Origin of the sequence: Sphaerisporangium flaviroseum (assembly GCF_039537005.1) — a bacterium.
In the GTDB taxonomy this organism is placed as follows: domain Bacteria; phylum Actinomycetota; class Actinomycetes; order Streptosporangiales; family Streptosporangiaceae; genus Sphaerisporangium; species Sphaerisporangium flaviroseum.
Map to the genome: position 1 here is coordinate 1 of NZ_BAAAZR010000002.1, position 17,590 is coordinate 17,590.

General features: G+C 71.9%; 15 protein-coding genes. 5 read left to right on the plus strand and 10 right to left on the minus strand.

The annotated features are described in order from the left end of the window. Positions 1 to 815: 815 nt before the first annotated feature. Positions 816 to 1,709: a carbohydrate kinase family protein gene (locus ABD810_RS06285; protein WP_344935458.1), complete on the minus strand. Its 894-nt coding sequence runs from the start codon at positions 1,707 to 1,709 to the stop codon at positions 816 to 818. A 154-nt stretch (positions 1,710 to 1,863) separates the two neighbouring features. Here ABD810_RS06285 and ABD810_RS06290 point away from each other — a divergent pair, with 154 nt between their 5' ends. The 3 genes from ABD810_RS06290 to ABD810_RS06300 all read left to right on the plus strand — a co-directional run bounded on the left by ABD810_RS06290 (position 1,864) and on the right by ABD810_RS06300 (position 6,327). Next, the gene (locus ABD810_RS06290) at positions 1,864 to 4,542 is read left to right on the plus strand and encodes a bifunctional acetate--CoA ligase family protein/GNAT family N-acetyltransferase (RefSeq protein ID WP_344935460.1); all 2,679 of its coding nucleotides are present in this window, start codon (positions 1,864 to 1,866) and stop codon (positions 4,540 to 4,542) included. A 137-nt stretch (positions 4,543 to 4,679) separates the two neighbouring features. Continuing rightward, on the plus strand, positions 4,680 to 5,270 hold the full coding sequence (locus ABD810_RS06295; RefSeq protein WP_344935462.1) for a DUF5998 family protein: 591 nt from the start codon (positions 4,680 to 4,682) through the stop codon (positions 5,268 to 5,270). Between the two features lie 253 nt (positions 5,271 to 5,523). Beyond that, the gene (locus tag ABD810_RS06300) at positions 5,524 to 6,327 is read left to right on the plus strand and encodes a sulfurtransferase (protein WP_344935464.1); all 804 of its coding nucleotides are present in this window, start codon (positions 5,524 to 5,526) and stop codon (positions 6,325 to 6,327) included. Between the two features lie 98 nt (positions 6,328 to 6,425). Here the strand turns inward: ABD810_RS06300 and ABD810_RS06305 are convergent, their stop codons facing one another. From ABD810_RS06305 to ABD810_RS06320, 4 genes are all read right to left on the minus strand, one after another. Further along, entirely contained in the window at positions 6,426 to 7,724 is a 1,299-nt protein-coding gene (locus ABD810_RS06305) for a CHAT domain-containing protein (RefSeq protein WP_344935466.1), read from the minus strand. Between the two features lie 1,493 nt (positions 7,725 to 9,217). Continuing rightward, complete coding sequence (locus ABD810_RS06310) at positions 9,218 to 9,703, minus strand: hypothetical protein (protein ID WP_344935468.1); 486 nt, start codon at positions 9,701 to 9,703, stop codon at positions 9,218 to 9,220. Beyond that, the gene (locus tag ABD810_RS06315) at positions 9,700 to 10,218 is read right to left on the minus strand and encodes an RNA polymerase sigma factor (protein WP_344935469.1); all 519 of its coding nucleotides are present in this window, start codon (positions 10,216 to 10,218) and stop codon (positions 9,700 to 9,702) included. Before ABD810_RS06315 ends, ABD810_RS06310 begins: the two co-directional genes overlap by 4 nt. A 43-nt stretch (positions 10,219 to 10,261) precedes the next feature. Further along, on the minus strand, positions 10,262 to 11,293 hold the full coding sequence (locus tag ABD810_RS06320; RefSeq protein WP_344935471.1) for a S8 family peptidase: 1,032 nt from the start codon (positions 11,291 to 11,293) through the stop codon (positions 10,262 to 10,264). A 191-nt stretch (positions 11,294 to 11,484) separates the two neighbouring features. Between ABD810_RS06320 and ABD810_RS06325 the strand changes: the two genes are divergently transcribed. Further along, positions 11,485 to 11,979: a DUF3145 domain-containing protein gene (locus ABD810_RS06325; RefSeq protein ID WP_344935473.1), complete on the plus strand. Its 495-nt coding sequence runs from the start codon at positions 11,485 to 11,487 to the stop codon at positions 11,977 to 11,979. Between the two features lie 24 nt (positions 11,980 to 12,003). On the opposite strand, the gene ABD810_RS06330 is transcribed toward ABD810_RS06325, so the two are convergent. Beyond that, positions 12,004 to 12,423 carry an ATP-binding protein gene (locus tag ABD810_RS06330; protein WP_344935476.1) on the minus strand — a complete coding sequence of 140 codons (420 nt, stop codon included), beginning with the start codon at positions 12,421 to 12,423 and terminating at the stop codon, positions 12,004 to 12,006. 198 nt (positions 12,424 to 12,621) lie between these two features. Between ABD810_RS06330 and ABD810_RS06335 the strand changes: the two genes are divergently transcribed. Then, positions 12,622 to 13,482 carry a helix-turn-helix domain-containing protein gene (locus ABD810_RS06335; RefSeq protein ID WP_344935478.1) on the plus strand — a complete coding sequence of 287 codons (861 nt, stop codon included), beginning with the start codon at positions 12,622 to 12,624 and terminating at the stop codon, positions 13,480 to 13,482. 104 nt (positions 13,483 to 13,586) lie between these two features. Here the strand turns inward: ABD810_RS06335 and ABD810_RS06340 are convergent, their stop codons facing one another. The 4 genes from ABD810_RS06340 to ABD810_RS06355 form a co-directional block, all read right to left on the minus strand. Beyond that, a complete protein-coding gene (locus tag ABD810_RS06340) occupies positions 13,587 to 15,011 on the minus strand; it encodes an acyl-CoA carboxylase subunit beta (protein WP_344935481.1) in 1,425 nt (474 codons plus the stop codon). Between the two features lie 12 nt (positions 15,012 to 15,023). Next, the gene (gene fabF, locus ABD810_RS06345) at positions 15,024 to 16,256 is read right to left on the minus strand and encodes a beta-ketoacyl-ACP synthase II (RefSeq protein ID WP_344935483.1); all 1,233 of its coding nucleotides are present in this window, start codon (positions 16,254 to 16,256) and stop codon (positions 15,024 to 15,026) included. 75 nt (positions 16,257 to 16,331) lie between these two features. Further along, a complete protein-coding gene (locus ABD810_RS06350) occupies positions 16,332 to 16,571 on the minus strand; it encodes an acyl carrier protein (protein ID WP_344935486.1) in 240 nt (79 codons plus the stop codon). Between the two features lie 71 nt (positions 16,572 to 16,642). Next, positions 16,643 to 17,590: a beta-ketoacyl-ACP synthase III gene (locus ABD810_RS06355; protein ID WP_344937526.1), complete on the minus strand. Its 948-nt coding sequence runs from the start codon at positions 17,588 to 17,590 to the stop codon at positions 16,643 to 16,645.

Genomic DNA, 17,590 nt, shown 5'->3' on the forward strand with positions numbered 1-17,590 from the left:
CGTCGAAGGAACGCATCCACGATCGATCCAACGACCGATCCCCAAATGAGTCACGGTCTGGGGGTGGTGCGGCCCTCGGGAAGGTGCCGCCCTTGGGGTGGTGTGGCCCTCAAGACCCCGCTCGCAGGAGGTGGAGCGAGTGACCCCGCTCAGCTGGTGGGAGCGAATGACCCTGCTAGTCGTTACAGGGCTGGTCTGACCTGGGTGGGCAGCGGGCGGGTGCCCCGATCAAATGGGTGCCGGGAGGGCCTGTGTGCGTTGTCCATCCGCGTGCCGATGTACGTCACCGCGGAGCGGTTATGGCCGAGGTCGGGTTCACCTCACCACACGAGGGGACGCATCGGAACGGGATGGACACCGTCTGACTGATCGAGGAGGCATGGATGTGTCCCGGCTATGCCTATCGATCTTCAGGGCCCACCCGGCACCCGTTTGACTGGGGTACCCGGGTGTTGCCCGCCCAGCTCACGACCCCGCTCGCAGAAGGTGGAGCGAATGACCCCGCTCAGCTGGTGGAGCGAATGACCCCGCTCGGCAGAAGGTGGAGCGAATGACCCTGCTAGCCGTTACAGGGCTGGTCTGACCTGGGTGGGCAGCAGGTGGGTACCCCGATCAAATGGGTGCCGGGAGGGCCTGTGCGCGTTCGTCCTTCCGCATGCCGATGTACATCACCGACAATGCCCCCACCTGCGAGAAGAAGTGCCATACCCCTGCCATGATCTGCCGTTGAAGACAGCATGATCGTAGGGTGGTGCGGCCCCGGGTCCGGGGGGTCCTTGGCCGGGCGCCCCCGCCCGTGGGTCTGTGGGCGGGGGTTAGAGGCGGGGGCGGGCGCCTAGGTTGCCTATGGCTTTTGCGGCCAGGGCATTGCCGGCGGCCAGGGCGTCGGCCGGTTGCTTGCCCTCCAGCCATGGCTGGAGGAACCCCGCGGTGAACGCGTCACCCGCACCGGTGCCGTCGATGGACCGCTCGATGTGGTCGGCCGGCGCGCGGACCGGCTCCGCCCGGTTGTTGGTGTACCACAGGGATCCCTCGCCGCCCAGCTTGATCACGACCTGGGGGAACCAGGCAGTGAGCACCTTCGCCGCGGAGGCGGGGTCGTCGCGGCCCGTGAGGACCTTGGCCTGCGCGTCGTTGGCGAAGAGCAGCTTGGCGCTGTGGGTCCACTCGAGGAACGGCTCGGCCCCGGTGCGCTCCAGCGGCGCGGCGGAGGCGCAGTCGACCGAGATCGACATGCCCGCGCGGCGAGCGTGGTCGAGCGCGGCCAGACCGGCGTCACGCGATCCGTCGTTGAGCAGGGTGTACCCGGAGACGTGAAGGTGGCCGCCATGGGCGAACAGGTCGCGGGGCAGGTCTTCGGGGGACAGGGCGGCGTTGGCGCCGGGATCGGAGAGCAGAGTGCGCTCGCCCTTGTGCGTGACCAGCACGACGCACGTGCCGGTAGGCCGCTCAGGGTCCATGACCAGGCGGGCGTCGACGCCGTATCCCATGAGCTCCATGTCACGGTTACGGCCTGTGATGTCGGCGCCTCGGCGGCCGACGAAGGCCACCTCCGCACCCTCGACTGCAAGCCAGGACGCGATGTTGGCCCCAGACCCGCCACCATGCATGGTGACGACGGCCGGAGTGTCGCTTGCCCTGGCGAGAGGGTAGCGGGCGCGTGCGACCGCATCGGTCATCAGATCGCCCACCACGACAACCCGCGTCATGATGTCACCACCTTGCTGGCACTACAGGAGGCTGCTGACAGCAAAACCTAACAGCTTCAAGCCGGGGCGTGGGGCATAGAGCGGACACCCGTGCACAGTCGATGCACAAGCGTTGCTCAACAAATCCGACACAAGGCCCCTTACCCTCATCAATGTGGAACCTCATTACCCAGCGCACTGGGAGGCCGACGTCGTCCTGGCCGACGGAGGTACCGCACATCTGCGGCCCATCCGGCCAGAAGACGCCGATATCCTCCGCGCGTTCTATTCCCGGTTGTCCGATCAGTCGATCTATTTCCGGTTCTTCGGGCCGCGTCCCCGTCTGTCGGATCGAGAGATCACCTGGTTCACCACCGTCGACTACGTCAACCGTGTGGCGCTGATCGCGACCCTCGGCACGGAGATGGTGGCGGTCGTCCGTTTCGACCGTATGGAGGAGCAGGACAGCGCCGAGGTGGCGTTCCTGGTCGAGGACGCCCATCAGGGCAGGGGAGTGGCCTCGGTGCTCATGGAGCACCTGCGCGCGGCGGCGAGGGAGCGCGGCATCAAGCGCTTCATCGCCGACGTGCTGCCGTCCAACACCCGGATGATGGCGTTCTTTCGCCAGGCCGGCTACACCGCCCAGAGCCAGTTCGAGGACGGGGTCGTACGGATGACCCTCGACCTGGCGACGACGGAGACCTCGCGTGAGGTCACGACGGCACGCGAGCACCGGGCCGAGGCGCGCTCGATCGAGCGGCTGCTGACGCCGGCCTCGGTCGTGGTCGTCGGCGCCGGGCGCGAGGCGGGCGGCATCGGCCAGACCGTGCTGCGCAACCTCCTCGGGGCCGACTTCAGCGGCCCGGTCTACCCGGTCCATCGCGAGGTACGCGCGGTGGCGGGGGTCCGCGCGTACAAGAGCGTGTCGGCGATCGACGAGGACGTGGACCTCGCCGTGGTCGCCGTACCCGCCGACGCCGTGCTCGACGTGGTGAAGGAGTGCGCGGAGAAGGGGGTGAAGGGTCTGGTCGTCGTCTCCTCCGGTTTCGGGGAGACGGGACAGGACGGGCGTGCACGGCAGGACGACCTCGTGCGCATCGCCCGCTCGTACGGCCTGCGCGTGGTGGGCCCCAACTGTCTCGGCATCGCCAACACCGACCCGGCGGTCCGGCTCAACGCCACCCTGGCCGCGCACCTGCCGGGCAGGGGGCGCGTGGGCTTCTTCAGCCAGTCCGGCGCGCTCGGCACCGCGCTGCTCCAGCGGGTGGCGCAGCGCGGCATGGGCATCTCGACCTTCGTGTCAGCCGGGAACAGGGCCGACGTCTCCGGCAATGACCTCCTGCAGTACTGGGAGGAGGACCCCGCCACCGACGTGATCCTTCTCTACCTGGAGTCGCTCGGAAACCCGCGCAAGTTCGCCCGGCTGGCCCGGCGTACGTCCCGGAAGAAGCCGATCGTGGTCGTGAAGAGCGGCGGCACCACCCAGGGAGTGCCCGTCGGGCACGCGGCCCCGGTCCTCGGGCTGCCGGACACCGCGCTCAGCGCGCTGTTCGAGCAGGCCGGGGTGGTCCGCGTGGACGACCTCACCCAGCTCTTCGACGTGGCCCAGCTGCTCGCCTACCAGCCGTTGCCCGCCGGCCCGCGGGTGGGCGTCGTCAGCAACTCCGACGCCATGGCGCTGCTCGCGGTGGACGCCTGCGTGGCGGCCGGGCTGGAGCCGCGCCCGCCGGCCAATCTCGGGGCCGGGGCGGGTGCGGGCGAGTACCGCAAGGCGCTGGCGGACATGGACGGCGCGGTGGACGCCATCGTCGCGATCTACATGCCGCCGGTGCCGGGCAACGCCGCCGAGGTCGCGGCCGAGCTCGTACGGGTGGCGGGGAAGACCGGCAAGCCGGTCCTCGCGACCTTCGAGGGACGCATGGGCATGCCGCCGGAGCTGCGCGTACCCGGCGAGAAGGGCGATCCGGGCAAGGGATCCATCCCGTCCTACCCCGCCGCCGAGGAGGCCGTACGAGCCCTCGCCCACGTGGTCCGGCACGCCTCCTGGCGGGAGAGGCCACAGGGGAGCTTCCCCGACCTCGGCGACGTGGACACCGCCGGCGCCAGGGCCATCGTCGACCGGATCCTCGCGACCGCCGGCACCGGTGAGGCACACGGGGACCTCGGCGCGACCGCGGCCGCGGGCGCTTCGATCGAGGTCGACGCCACCGAGTTGCTCGCCAGGTACGGACTGGAGGTCTGGCCCTCCGAAGTGGTGGCCTCGCCGGAGGAGGCCGTCGCGGCGGCCGACCGGCTCGGCCGGCCGGTCGTCGTGAGGTCGGCCGGCCTGGAGGTGTCCCACCGGGCCGGGACGGTCCGTCTGGGCCTGTCCGACCCGGAAGGCGTGCGGCACGCCTACGACGACCTGGCGGCACGGCTGGGCCCCGGCGTGCCGCTGTCCGTCCAGCGGATGGCGCCGCAGCCGGCGGTCCCGACGGTGGTGAGAGTCGTGGACGACCCCGATTTCGGAGCGGTGGTGTCGTTCGGGTTGGGGGAGGTGACGGCACGGCTCCTCGGGGACGAGGCCTTCCGGCTCGCCCCGCTGACCGACGAGGACGCGGCCGCGCTGGTGCGGTCCGTGCGCGCCGCGCCCCTGCTGTTCGGGGAGTACGGCTACCCGCCCGTGGCGGTGGAGGCGCTGGAGGACCTGCTGGTCAGGGTCGGGCGGCTCGCCGACGAGCTTCCCGGCGTGGCCCGGCTCGACCTCGACCCCATCTTGGTCGGGGAGGCCGGTGTCAGCGTGCTTGGAGCCAGGGCCGTGCTCCGCGGCACCGTCGGCCCCCGGCCCGACCGGGGGCCGAGACGCCTGGGCTGACCGGCGGGCCTCCCGTGCTGTGGCGGGTGTGCACCCTGAGGAGGATGTGACGTCGCCGGCGTGCTCGTGGTGGACGAGGGTGCCAAGGTGGTGGCGGTGAGGTGAAACACCGTGCCGAGACAGGGCAGGATGGACCCATGAGGGAAACCCGAGTCTCGGCCGCAGGTTTGCGCGAGGCTATCGAACGCAGCGGCTACTACCCCGATCTCGTGGCCGACGCGGCGGAGTCCGCGCTGGGCAAGGAGCAGGTGACGGCGTTCGTCGTGCACCATGAGGCCACCTTCGATCCGGCGATGGAGGTGCGCAGGCACGTCACCGTGGTGGTCCTCTCACCCACACGGCTCCTGGTGTGCCACACCGACGAGCACCCGCCCGCGGACGGAATGCCCACCTCACACGCGTCCACGACCACCGAAGCGGTGCGTCTGAGCAGGGTCCAGTCCGTGGCGGTCACCCGGGTGGTTCCCGACCCCGCGTCGTACGTGGCGGGCGTCCCGCCGACGGAGGTCACGCTGACGATCGGCTGGGGCGCGATCTCCCACGTCGACCTCGAGCCCGCGACCTGTGGGGACGAGAACTGCGAGGCCGACCACGGCTACACCGGTGCCATCACCGCCGACGACCTTTCGCTGAGGGTCAGCGAGGCCGCCGACGGTCCCGAGGCCGTCAGCAACGTCCTCGCCTTCGCCAAGGCGCTTTCCGAGGCGACCGCCCGCTCGGCGGGCTGACCCCGGCGGCCGGGCCGTCCGGCCGAAGCGCCACCCGCAGGCCTCCGTCCCGCCGGACCACGTCCGAGGATCTCGACTCCGCCGGGTCGGAGGCCGGCGATCCCACGTCCAAGAGGCTGAGAGCTCTCGGTTCCGATCACTCCCACCGCCGCACGTCGTTCACGAGAAGAGCCGCACGTCGTTCACGAGAAGAAGGGGGGAAGGGGCGTGCACCCCTGGCCGCGGCCATGAGGGCGTCCGCCCCGGAATTCCGATGAGCCTGTTGATCAATCCTGGTGACCTGGGTGAGGCCACGATCCTCGACGTCCGGTGGCGGCTGGCAGGAACCCCCGGCATCGAGTCCTACCTTGAGGGACACCTCCCCGGTGCCGCGTTCTGCGACCTCGATCGCGACCTGGCTGGACCGGCCGGGCCCGGTGGCCGGCACCCTCTGCCGGATGCCGGCGCCTTCCAGGAGGCGATGCGGCGGCTCGGCGTGTCCGCTTCGCGGCCGGTCGTGGTCTATGACGACGCCGACTCCACGAGCGCGGCCCGGGCCTGGTGGACGCTGCGCTACTTCGGGCATCCGGACGTGCGTGTGCTCGACGGCGGATTCCGCCGATGGGTGGACGAGGGGTTCCCGGTGACCAAGGAGGAGCCGGTTCCCGAGCCCGGAGACTTCACCGCCCGTCCAGGCGGGATGCCGGTGCTGGAGGCCGCCGAGGCGGGCGCGCTGGCGGACGACGGGGTGCTGCTCGACGCGCGCGCGTCCGAGCGCTACCGCGGTGAGGTCGAGCCGATCGATCCGGTCGCCGGGCACATCCCCGGTGCGGTGAGCGCGCCGACGTCGGAGAACGTCGACTCCTCCGGGCGCTTCCACCCCGCCGAGTTCCTCAGGGAACGGTTCCTGTCATTCGGAGTCGTGCCGGAGGTGCCCGTCGGGGCCTACTGCGGGTCGGGGGTCACCGCCGCTCATGAGGTGCTGGCACTGGCGCTCGCCGGCGTCCCCGCGGCCCTCTACGTCGGCTCCTGGTCCCACTGGGTGACCGACCCGGCACGACCCATCACCAAGAACTGACCGACCCGGCACGGCCCATCGCCAAGGACTGACCGATCCGGTACGGCTCGATCGCAAGAAGCGGGCCGCGGCCAGGCTTTCCCGGGTCACCGCCGAGGCTATCCGCCGGGCGGCACGAGCCGGGGGAAGACCGGGTGCCCGAGGGAGCCGAAGCAGGCGAACCCCAGGACGCCCGTCTTCTCGCCGGCCGTGGCGAGCGCTTCCGCAGGCGTGTGACCCGAGATCAGCAAGGCGTGGAAGAGCGTCATGAGCGTGAGGGCCTCGTCGTCGCGCACCGGCACGAGGCCCGCGATCACGCACGCCGTGCCCTGTTCGAGGAAGGCCCCGGCCAGGCCCAGGGGCGCTCCGTCGACCGGGGCGTGGGCCATCCCGCCGTCGCAGGCCGACAGCACCACCAGCCACGGCGACCGCGGGAGCCCGAGCAGGTCGTACGCCATCAGGGGGCCGTCGTCCAGAGCGACGCTCGACAGCAACGGGCTGCGGGCGCAGAAGTACCCGTGTGCGGCGACGTGCAGAACCTCCGCGTGGCCCAGCGCTTCGAGGACGTCCCCGGTGTTCGCGCCGACCCGCGCGGCCGTCACAGCGCGAGCCGGGTCCTGCCGCGGCCGGTGGGGCGCTTCCCGGTACGCGCGGACGACCATCGCCGCTTCCGCTTCGGCGTGATGGAGCCCGGGACCCGCCACCGCGGCCACTGCGGCGCCGCCGTCCCCGTGCGAGAGATGGCCGGGCAGCCGGGAGGCCGCCGCCAGCCAGGTGCCCGCGCTGGAGGCCACGCAGAGGGGCCGGCCGCGGAAGGGAGGGAGCACCGGCCAGGGCAGGGTGTGCAGCGCGCCACTGGGCACGATCACCGCCGGGCGGTCCGCAATGTCGCCTGCCAGGGGGCCGAGCAGCCGTTCGGCGAGCCTCTCGGCCTCCGCCGCCACTCCGCCACGGGTGCCCGTGTCGCGCAGGCCCGCGCGGCGCAGGCCGTACCGGAGGCGGATCGTCGCCTCCGCGGAGGCCGTGTACGACCCCAGCCATCGGAGCACGCAGCGGTCTGACGTGACGACGACGGCGGCGAGCCGATCGCCGTGCCGGACCATTTCGATCAGCACGGCGTCGCCGAGCGCGGCGCGGAGCCGTTCGGGTATCAAGGGCTCCCCGGGCCGCCCCCGCGCCGTCCCGCGCCAGTGCTCCGCCCAGGCGAGTACGGTCTCGGGGCATCCGTCCCGCAGCGCGAGCGAGAGCCCGAAGTCCGCGAGCCGCTCTCCCGCACGTACGGCGTGAGCGCGTACTCCTGGGTCGCCGAGGCGCTCGGTTCCCGTGGTCGCCGCCTCCAGGCCGGCCCGGAGCGCGGCGAAGGCACCGGATCGGTCGCCTCGCAGGCTCCGGAGGAGGGCCAGGGCATGGTGGCGCACGACGCGGTGCGTCCGTCCGGCGGGCGGGGGGACCGGGGCTTGAGGCGCCTGCGGGGCGGCCGGTGTGGAGGGATCGGCGGCCNNNNGCCCGCGGGGCGGCGGGTGTGGTGGGGTCGGTGGGTGGGGGGATGTCCGGGGTGCCTGCGGCTTGAGGCGCCTGCGGGGCGGCCGGTGTGGAGGGATCGGCGGCCGGGGGGATGCCGGATGCCCGGTCATCGGTGACGATGAGGCGGAGCTCGGTCTCGGCGGCGGTCAGGTCGCGGAGGCGCACCGCGAGCTCGGCGGCGGTGAGCCGCAGTCCCGCCGACGGCGCCGGCCAGCCATGCGCGGCCAGAGCCGCCGCCAGCGCCCGGACCTCGTCGAGCAACCCTCGCGTCGGCCGCTCGATGGCGACCCTGGCCCGAAGAGCCACCTCCGTGGCCAGCGGCACCCACGCGTGACGTCCCTGGAGGGTGAGCTCGTCCGCCGCCAGCCCGGCCGTGGTCGTCGCCTGGTGCGGGTCGCCGACCAGCAACTCGGCCTGGGCGAGCAGCAGGCGGGATTCGGCCAGCGCCACCTGGGCGCCCGCCGCGGCGAGGTCGGGCACCGCCTGGCCGAGAAGCGCCCGTGCCTCCCCGGGGAGGTGTGCGGCGAGCAGCGCGCCCGCGAAGTCGGCGCGCATCGCGGCGAGCCGCTCTGGATAGCCGGTCAGCGCCTTCTCCGCGGCCTGGTAACCGGCGAAGGCGGCCGGGATGTCGCCGCGCCGGGTGGCCACGAAGGGCACGTTGGCCTCGGCGAGGGTGGCGAGGTGGTCCAGGCCCGCGTTCCTGGCGATCGCGGCACATACCGACAGGTCACGGGACGCGGCGTCGTACAGCTCGAGATAGGTGTGGGCGATGCCGCGGTTGAGCAGGGCTCCGGCCAGGAAGCGGGGGTCGCCGGCCCCGGTGAGCCGCTCGACGGCCCTGTCGCAGTGGGCGACCGCCTCCTCCATCTGGCCGAGCTGGACGAGGGCGACAGCGCGCTGCACGCCGAGACGAGCCGGGTCGAGGCCGGTCAGATGCCCCTCCGCCTGGTCGGCGACCCGGAGCGCGCCAACGGGATCGCCGAGGTCGGCGCGGACGGTCACCAGGGAGAGCCGGGCCTGAGCGGCACGTTCGGGGTGGTCCCCCGCTGCGGCGACCGCCTTCTCGAGATGGTCGATCGCGAGCGTCAGAGACCCGAACTCCCGGGCCGCGAGCGCAAGGGCCCGGTGGGCGACGGAGACCGCCTCGGGGCAGTGGCCGGCCTCCGCCTCCGCCAGCACGGCCTGCGCGCGCTCGCGGGCCTCGCGCGGATCGGCGCCCGACAGGACCACGGCCTGCTCGGCCACGGCCACCAGCCCGGCCGTCGTCTCATCCGCGATGAGCGGGTTCGCCGGTACGGCCGTCGTCTCATCCGCGATGAGCGGGTTCGCCGGTACGGCCGTCGTCTCATCCGCCATGAGCCGGTTCACCGGCACGGGCCGGGGTCGTTCACCGGCGGATGCATTGCCAGCGGGTGGCCACCGGAGGGCGGTCCGGGCGGTGGCAGACCACGCTCAGCCAGCCGAGCGGCAGGCCGGTGGTGGCGAACTCGCCGGTCTCCGTGGGGAACCGGATCTTGCTGACGTGCGGGGTCCTGATCTCTACACGGGCGCCGTCGCCGGGAGCGGGGTGCACCTGACCGGCGAGGTCGATGTGCGAGTCGCAGACGGTGACCTCCATGTCGATGGTCAGCCCTTCGGCGGCGAAGCGGAGCAGCCGGGGGTCGCCGTCGTCCGCGCAGCCGTCGGACCGGACGCCGCCCAGCGGCCGGACGCCGGTCGCCGCCTCCGGAGCCGGCCTCACGGGGCTCGCCGTCACCGCTCCTGGCAGGCGCAGCCCGTAGACCGCGCGCGCGTCGGCCGAGACCCGTGCGGGCAGCGGGTCGGCACCCGCGGCGATGCGCAGGGCCGCCAGGACGTACTCGTCGTCCGTCATCGATCTTCCTCCATGAGGGAGCGCAGGCGCTTGAGGCAGCGGATGCGGGTGGGCCCGATGCTGCCGACGGGCATGTCCAGGCACCGGGCGAGCTGGGCATAGCGGATCTCGGGGACGGTGACGATCAGCCGGAGGAGCGAGCGGCACGGCTCGCGAAGCGTGTCGACGGCCGCCCACAGCCGGCGCCCGTCCTCCTCGGTGAGCATGGCCGCCACAGGGTCGCCGTCGGGTGCCGGGATCTCGGCGGGCAGGCCGGGCAGCGGGTCGCCCGCCCGGCCCCGGCCGATGCGCGCCGCCTCGTGGCGCGTCGTGGTGACGAGCCACGCGCCGATGCGATCGGGGTCGCGGATCGTGTGGACGCTTTCGATCAGCCGGAGCCAGGCGGCCTGCACGGCGTCGGCTGCGTCGGAGGGGTTCAGCCCGAAGGCCCGGGCGACGGCCCACATGCGGTAGCCGAAGCGGTCGACGAGGTCGCGCCAGGCGGTCTCGTCGAGGAGGTCGAGGTCGTGAGGCATGAGGTGACTTTGCGTGCCGGAGGGGATGCTCTTGGTGAGCACATTAGCGGGGCCCGGGCACCAGGACTCCGAGATCGGGGAATCGCCTGCCGCGCCGCGTGTCCAGCACGTGGCTCACGGCCTCGCCGGGGGACATGTGCCGCGCGGCGGCGGCGACGGCCCCGGCGACCACGGCGGCCGAGAACGACGTGCCGCTCCAGACGGCATAGCTCTTGAAATGATCAAAGTCCACGAAACTACTGGTCAAAGCCTCCCCACGGGCGCAGGCGTCCACCCAGGGGCCGTACGCGGAGAACCTCGCGCGCCCGTTCTCGGTGGAATCGAGCGCCCCCACGGCGATGACGCGGGGCAGCGCGGCGGGCCAGAAGGGCCGTGAGGAGGCGGTGTTCCCCGCGCAGGCCACGATCACCGTGTCGGTGAACCAGGCCAGCGCGCGCTGCAGCAGGGGCGAGGGCCGGTCGTCGTAGGTGAAGCAGCCGAACGACAGCACGAGCACGTCGAGGCGGATGTCCCGGAAGCGGCCGAGCGCCTGGAGCACGCCCACCTCGTCGCCCACCCCGTTGCTGTCCAGCACCCGTGCCACGCGCAGCCGTACCCCCGGAGCCTGGCGCAGCACCAGGCCGGCGATGAAGGTGCCGTGGCCCGCCTGGGTGTCGAGAACCCCGTCGCCGTCGGCGTCGAGGACCTCGTCGGGCTGGTCGCGGAACCAGCCGGCGTCCTTGAACCACGGATGCGGCGCCACGCCGGTGTCGAGCAGCCCGACGGTCACCGGGGAGGGCTCGCCCGCTTCGTAGGCCGGGGCCGCCGCCGGAAGCGGCACCCCGGTGGGCCCGCCGAAGTACAGCGGCTGGCCGACGACGACGTGGTTGGGGCAGGCCTGGTATCCCTGCGCGGAGAGCGTCGCGGCGATCTCGCACGGGTCGGCTCCGGGCGCGAGCCGCACGACGGAGAGCCCGTCCAGATGCTCGACCGCCTGTGTCCACCTCGCCGCGGCGTCCGGGGCCTCGGTGAGCAGCACACCGGGCCTGATGAGAGCACTGCGGCCGGGTAAGTGCTCGACTACCTGCACGTTCACCGGCGGCTCCTTATGGGGGAGGTAAACACGGAACGTATCTTTCCCCATGCGGAGAGTTGCCAAGCGTGATTAGGTATGACCCGGCTCTGGTGCCCCGCCACGACGGACGGTAGTCTCTCCCTCAGTCACTTGTGATCATCCCAGTATGAGGACGTTGGGGAAGGCGCACCTCGTACGAAACGGGAGGTCCGGTGTCTGCTCGTGGCGTGCTGTACGTCCACTCGGCTCAGCCCGCGCTGTGCCCGCACATCGAATGGGCGGTCGCGGGTGTGCTTGGCGTACCCGTTGACCTGTCGTGGACTCCGCAGCCGGCCCAGCCTGGCACGGTGCGCACGCAGGCCGAGTGGGAGGGCCGCCCCGGCACGGCCGCGGCGATCACCTCGTCGCTCATGGGCTGGCAGCGCATCCGCTTCGAGATCACCGAAGACGCCTCCGCGGGCGTCGACGGGTCCCGGCATGCCTACACGCCCACCCTGGGTGCCTTCACGGCCGTGATCGGGGTGTCCGGCGACATCATGATCCCCGAGGACCGGCTCCGCAACGTCATGCTCATGGCGGCGCAGGGCAGGGTCGTCCTGGAGGAAGAGCTCGACAAGCTGCTCGGCAAGCAGTGGGACGAGGAACTGGAGCCGTTCCGCTACGCCGGCGACGGCGCCCCCGTCCGCTGGCTGCACGCCGCCGTGTGACGCCCGCCCCCAAGGGGGCCGCTCCTAAGGGATCAGCTCGAACCACGTCGTGGTGCCGGCCTCGTGCTTGCGCACTCCGAAGCGCGCCGAGAGCGCGCGTACGAGGAACAGCCCTCTTCCTCCCAGCGAGGAGGGATCCGGGGTCATCACCCGGGGGAGGCGGTCGGCCGAGCCGTCGTCGACGACCTCCACACGGACCACATCGCCCGCCTGGACCATGATCGTCACCTTCCCCGTGTCCCTCGAACGGCTGTGCCGGGCGGCATTGGTGAACAGCTCGCTCGCCAGCAGCTCCGCGTCGCCGGCGATCCGGTGGTAGCGCGCGTGGCCGAGCACCTCGCGCACGAATGCGCGGGCCTGCGCGGCCTGGTCGTGCGTGCCGGGGAAGGTGGCCGTGACCAGACGGGTGACAGCGGGCGTACCCTGCTCTGCCGGCACTTTCATCGACAACCGCCTCTCGCGTGTCATCTGACGCTCTGGACACATTGTGTGCCCATCTGATCGCCCACGGTCACATTGCTAGCAGAGTCGTTAATGCAGCAACTTGAAAAGCCTCAGATTGGTTGGTGTCAAAGAGTGCCTTGCCGGATGCTCTCGGTGACCGCCAGACTGAGCGGCCTGAAGACGTCCGAAGGAGGGTGCGTGAGCGCAGCACGTCGTAGCCCCACCGCACGGCATCGCCGCCTCATCGCCGAGCTGCGCAGGCTCCGGGCGGCGAGCGGGAAGTCCCGCCAGGAGGTCGCCGCCCTGGTGGGCACGACCGACATCACCCTCTGGCGGCACGAGACCGGCCTGAGCAGGCCGACCCCGGCCGACGTGGCCGCGCTGCTGGAGGTGTACGGCCTCGCCGGCGAGGCGCGGGGCACGCTGCTGGAGATGGCACGTGAGGCGCGCAAGCGCGGATGGTGGCACCGCTACCGCCACACGCTGAAGCCCGGCTTCGACTCCTACATCGGGCTGGAGGCCGAGGGCTCGGTCCTGCGCACCTACCAGCCCCAGGTCGTTCCCGGCCTGCTCCAGACCGAGGCGTACGCGCGAGCGGTGATCGGGGCCACCGCGACGGATCCGGCGCCGTCCGAGATCGAGGAGCAGGTCGCCGTCCGCATGTCGCGGCAGGATCTGGTCACACGGCCGGATGACCCGATCCGGCTGGTCGCCGTGCTCGACGAGGCGGTGTTCCGACGGCGGGTCGGCGGGCCGGGCACGATGCGCGGGCAGCTCTTCCACCTGCTGGAGATGAGCGATCTTCGGAACGTCGAGATCAGGGCCGTCCCGTTCGCCGCGGGCGCCCACTGCGCGATGGACGGGCCGTTCTGCTTGCTGGAGTTCCCCGATCCCGGCGATCCCGGCGTGGTCTACCTGGAGCAGGCCGCCAGCGGGATGGTACTCGAAGAACCAGAAGAGCTCCGGAGGTACGCGCTGATGTTCGCGGGCCTCCTGGCCAGAGCCCTCTCACCGGACGAGACCGTGGTGCTGATCGCCTCGGCCGCCCAGGACGGTTGAAAGACGCGACCTTCCGACGCCCGGCCGAGGCCGCCCAGCGGGGCCCTGAAGCCGGCAGAGGCCCCGTACCGGCGTTCCGGTGCGGGGCCTCCGCGGCCGGCGGTCTACAGCGGGATGTTGCCGTGGGCGCCGCGGGCCGGGGTGGCCTGGGCCAGGACCCTGGCGATGGTGCTGCGGGTCTCGGCGGGCTTGATGACCTCGTCGACGACGCCGAGCTGGATGGCGCGGTCGAGGCCGCCGGCGACCTTCTCGTGCTCCTCGGCGAGCCGTGCCTCCAGGGCCGAACGCTCCTCTTCGGGCGCGGCGGCGATCTCGCGGCGCTTCAGCACCCGTACGGCCGCGACCGCGCCCATCACGGCGACCTCGGCGGTCGGCCAGGCGAACACCTTGGTGGCGCCCAGGGACCGGGAGTTCATCGCGATGTACGCCCCGCCGTACGCCTTGCGCGTGACCAGCGTCACGCGCGGCACCGACGCCTCGGCGAAGGCGTGCAGCAGCTTGGCGCCGCGGCGTACGACGCCGTCGTGCTCCTGCCCGACACCGGGGAGGTAGCCGGGGACGTCCACCAGGACGACCAGCGGCACTCCGAAGGAGTCGCACATGCGGACGAAGCGGGCCGCCTTCTCGGCGGAGGTGGAGTCGAGGCAACCGGCCAGGCGCATCGGGTTGTTGGCGATGATGCCCACCGTGCGGCCGCCGAGGCGGCCGAGCGTGGTGACGATGTTGGGCGCCCACTTGGGGTGCAGCTCGACCCCCGGCTCGTCGAGCAGGCCGTTGACCAGCGGCTGCACAGAATAGGCCCGGCGGGCCTCCTCGGGCAGCAGGCCGGAGAAGTCGACGTCCTCGACCGATTCGAGGCGGACGCGGCCCTGGTGGCCCAGCAGCACGGCCAGGCGGCGGGCGTTCAGCAGCGCCTCGGTGTCGGTCTTGGTGACCACGTGCACCACGCCGCTGCGCTTGCTGTGGGGCTCGGGACCGCCCAGCGCGGCCATGTCGATCTGTTCGCCGGTGACGCTGCGGACGACGTCGGGGCCGGTGACGAAGATGCGGCCCCGGTCGGAGAGGATCACCAGGTCGGTCAGCGCCGGCCCGTACGCCGCGCCGCCCGCCGCCGGGCCGAGCACTACGGAGATCTGCGGGACCACGCCCGATGCCCGGGTCATGGCGGCGAACACGCGGCCGACGGCGTGCAGTGACTCGACGCCCTCGGCGAGGCGGGCGCCTCCGGAGTGCCAGAGGCCGACCACCGGCACCCGCTCGCGCACCGCGACGTCGTAGGCGTGCACGATGTGCTCGCAGCCCTCGCTGCCCATCGCGCCCCCCTGGACGCGGGCATCGCTGGAGAAGGCCACCACGGGCACTCCCTCGACGCGGCCCATGGCGGCGAGCACGCCGCTGCGGCCCTCAGGGGAGAGCAGGTGGATCGATCCCTCGTCGAAGAAGGCGGACAGACGTATGAGCGGGTCTCGAGGATCAGTGGCCTCCTGGTCGGAGGCTGCGGTCACCACCCCGTTGTCGAGCACGGTCACTGTCGCTCCAAATCAGATGCTGGTGAAGGCGACGGCGACGTTGTGGCCGCCGAACCCGAACGAGTTGTTGATCGCGGCGATCTGGCCTTCGGGGAGCTTGCGCGGCTCCCCGCGCACGATGTCCACCTCGACGCCGTCGTCGAGGTCTTCCAGGTTGATGGTGGCCGGCACGATGCGGTCGTACAGCGACTTGATCGTGAAGACGGATTCGATGCCGCCGGCCCCGCCGAGGAGGTGGCCGGTCATCGACTTGGTCGCCGTCACGAGCGGGTGGTCGCCGAGGACGTCCTTGATGGCCACGGCCTCCACGACGTCCCCCGCGGGCGTGGAGGTGGCGTGCGCGTTGACGTGCACGATGTCCTGTCCGGTCAGCCTGGCGTCCTCCAGGACCCTGCGGGCCGCGCTTCTGACGCCCGCGCCCGTGGGCTCGGGCTGGGCGATGTGGTGGGCGTCGCCGGAGTAGCCGACCCCGGCGACCTCGGCGTAGACGCGCGCGCCGCGGGCCAGGGCGTGCTGCTCGGACTCGAGGACGATGATGCCCGCGCCCTCACCGAGCACGAAGCCGTCGCGGCCCCTGTCCCAGGGCCGGGAGGCGCGCTCGGGCTCGTCGTTCCTCGTCGACATCGCGCGCATCGCCGCGAACGAGCCGAGGTTGAGCGGGTGGATGGCGGCCTCCGTGCCGCCGGCCACCACGATGTCCGCACGCCCGGATCTGATCATCTCCATGGCGTAGCCGATGGACTCGGCGCCGGTGGCGCAGGCGCTGACGGTGGCGTGGACGCCCGCCGTCGCGCCGAGCTCGATGCCGATCCAGCCGGCCGAGCCGTTGGGCATCAGCATGGGCACGGTGAAGGGGGAGAGCCGCTGCCAGCCCTTCTCCTTGAACACGTCATAGGCGGCGAGGATCGTGGTGATCCCGCCGATGCCGCTGCCGACGACCACGCCCAGCCGGTCGGACTCGACCTTCGGCGCCCCCGCGTCCTGCCAGGCCTCACGGGCGGCGATGAGCGCGAACTGCTCGGCGCGGTCGAGGCGGCGCGACTCGGGCTTGGGGAGCACCTCGGTGGGCTCCACGGCCGCCCGTGCGGCGAACTTGACGGGCAGCAGGTCGATCCAGTCCTCGGTGAGGGTCCTGACACCCGACTGTCCGGCGAGGAGCGCCGACCAGGTCGAGGCGACGTCTCCACCGAGGGGCGTTGTCACGCCGAGCCCGGTGACAACGACACGTACCCGGTCTGTACTCACTTTGATGCGCTCCTTGTGATCGTCGCGAAGCAGGGGGGCTCAGACGCCCGGGCAGCAGGCGCCTGAGGGGGAGAACTAGTTCTGGATGAAGTTGACGACGTCCTTGACCGTCTTCAGGTGCTTGAGCTGGTCGTCGGGGATCTCGACGCCGAACTCGTCCTGGGCGGCGACGGCGATCTCCACCATGGAGAGCGAGTCGATGTCGAGGTCGTCCACGAAGTTCTTCTCCGGGGTGACCTCGGTGGCCGGGATGCCGGTGATCTCGTTGATGATCTTGCCGAGGCCCGCGAGGATTTCCTGCTCGGTTGCTGCCATGTCGCGATTTTCTCCTTGGGTTGGTTGTTCTCTTGATGTGTACGGCGAGCCGTGCGGGCCTCCGTACAGGTTCAGGGAATCTCCACCACTTGGCCGGCGTAGGTAAGGCCGGCCCCGAAGCCGAGAAGCAGGGCAAGGTCGCCCGACTGGACCTCGCCGCGCTCGATCATGCGGCTCAGCGCCAGCGGGATCGACGCCGCGGAGGTGTTGCCGGCGAGCACGATGTCCTTGGCGATGACGGCCTTCTCGGCGCCGAGCTTGCGGGCGATGGTCTCGATGATGCGCAGGTTGGCCTGGTGGGGGACGAAGGCGGCCAGCTCGGACGGATCGACCCCGGCACGGTCGCAGGCCTCCTTGGCCACCGGGTGCAGGGCCGTGGTGGCCCAGCGGAACACGGCCTGTCCTTCCTGGTGGAGGAAGGAGTCGCGGTCCTTGACGATGATCGCGTCGGACTTGTCGCCCGCGCTGCCCCAGACCACGGGGCCGATGCCCGGCGTCTCCGACGGCCCGACCACGGCGGCCCCCGCGCCGTCGGCGAAGATCACCGCGGTGGCCCTGTCGGTCCAGTCGATCCACTGGGAAAGCTTCTCGGTGCCGACCACCAGCACGTTCGTCGCGGATCCGGCTCGTACGGCGTCGCCGGCGGCGGCCAGTGCGTAGCAGAAGCCGGCACAGGCGGCGTTGACGTCGAAGGCGCCGGGAGCCTGGACGCCGAGGCGGTGTGCCACGCGGGCGGCGGCGTTCGGGATCTGCGTCTCCAGGGTGCAGGTCGCGACGACGACCAGGTCGATCTCGGCCGCCGACAGCCCGCTGGCCGCCAGGGCCTTGCCGCCCGCCTGGACGGCGAGGTCGACGTCGGACTCCTCGGGACCTGCGACCCGGCGCTCCTTGATGCCGACGCGGCTCTGGATCCAGGCGTCGTTGGTGTCCATGGCCTTGGCCAGGTCGTCGTTGGTGACGATACCGGCCGGCTGGTAACCGCCGAACGCGAGCACCTTGGCGCCCGGGGCGCCCCGCAT

Bases quoted from the DNA above. Each gene is read 5' to 3' on its own strand.
- ABD810_RS06285 (WP_344935458.1), bottom strand. From the start codon at position 1,709: ATGACGCGGGTTGTCGTGGTGGGCGATCTGATGACCGATGCGGTCGCA.
- ABD810_RS06295 (WP_344935462.1), top strand. From the start codon at position 4,680: ATGAGGGAAACCCGAGTCTCGGCCGCAGGTTTGCGCGAGGCTATCGAA.
- ABD810_RS06300 (WP_344935464.1), top strand. From the start codon at position 5,524: ATGAGCCTGTTGATCAATCCTGGTGACCTGGGTGAGGCCACGATCCTC.
- ABD810_RS06310 (WP_344935468.1), bottom strand. From the start codon at position 9,703: ATGACGGACGACGAGTACGTCCTGGCGGCCCTGCGCATCGCCGCGGGT.
- ABD810_RS06315 (WP_344935469.1), bottom strand. From the start codon at position 10,218: ATGCCTCACGACCTCGACCTCCTCGACGAGACCGCCTGGCGCGACCTC.
- ABD810_RS06330 (WP_344935476.1), bottom strand. From the start codon at position 12,423: ATGAAAGTGCCGGCAGAGCAGGGTACGCCCGCTGTCACCCGTCTGGTC.
- ABD810_RS06350 (WP_344935486.1), bottom strand. From the start codon at position 16,571: ATGGCAGCAACCGAGCAGGAAATCCTCGCGGGCCTCGGCAAGATCATC.
- ABD810_RS06355 (WP_344937526.1), bottom strand. From the start codon at position 17,590: ATGCGGGGCGCCCCGGGCGCCAAGGTGCTCGCGTTCGGCGGTTACCAG.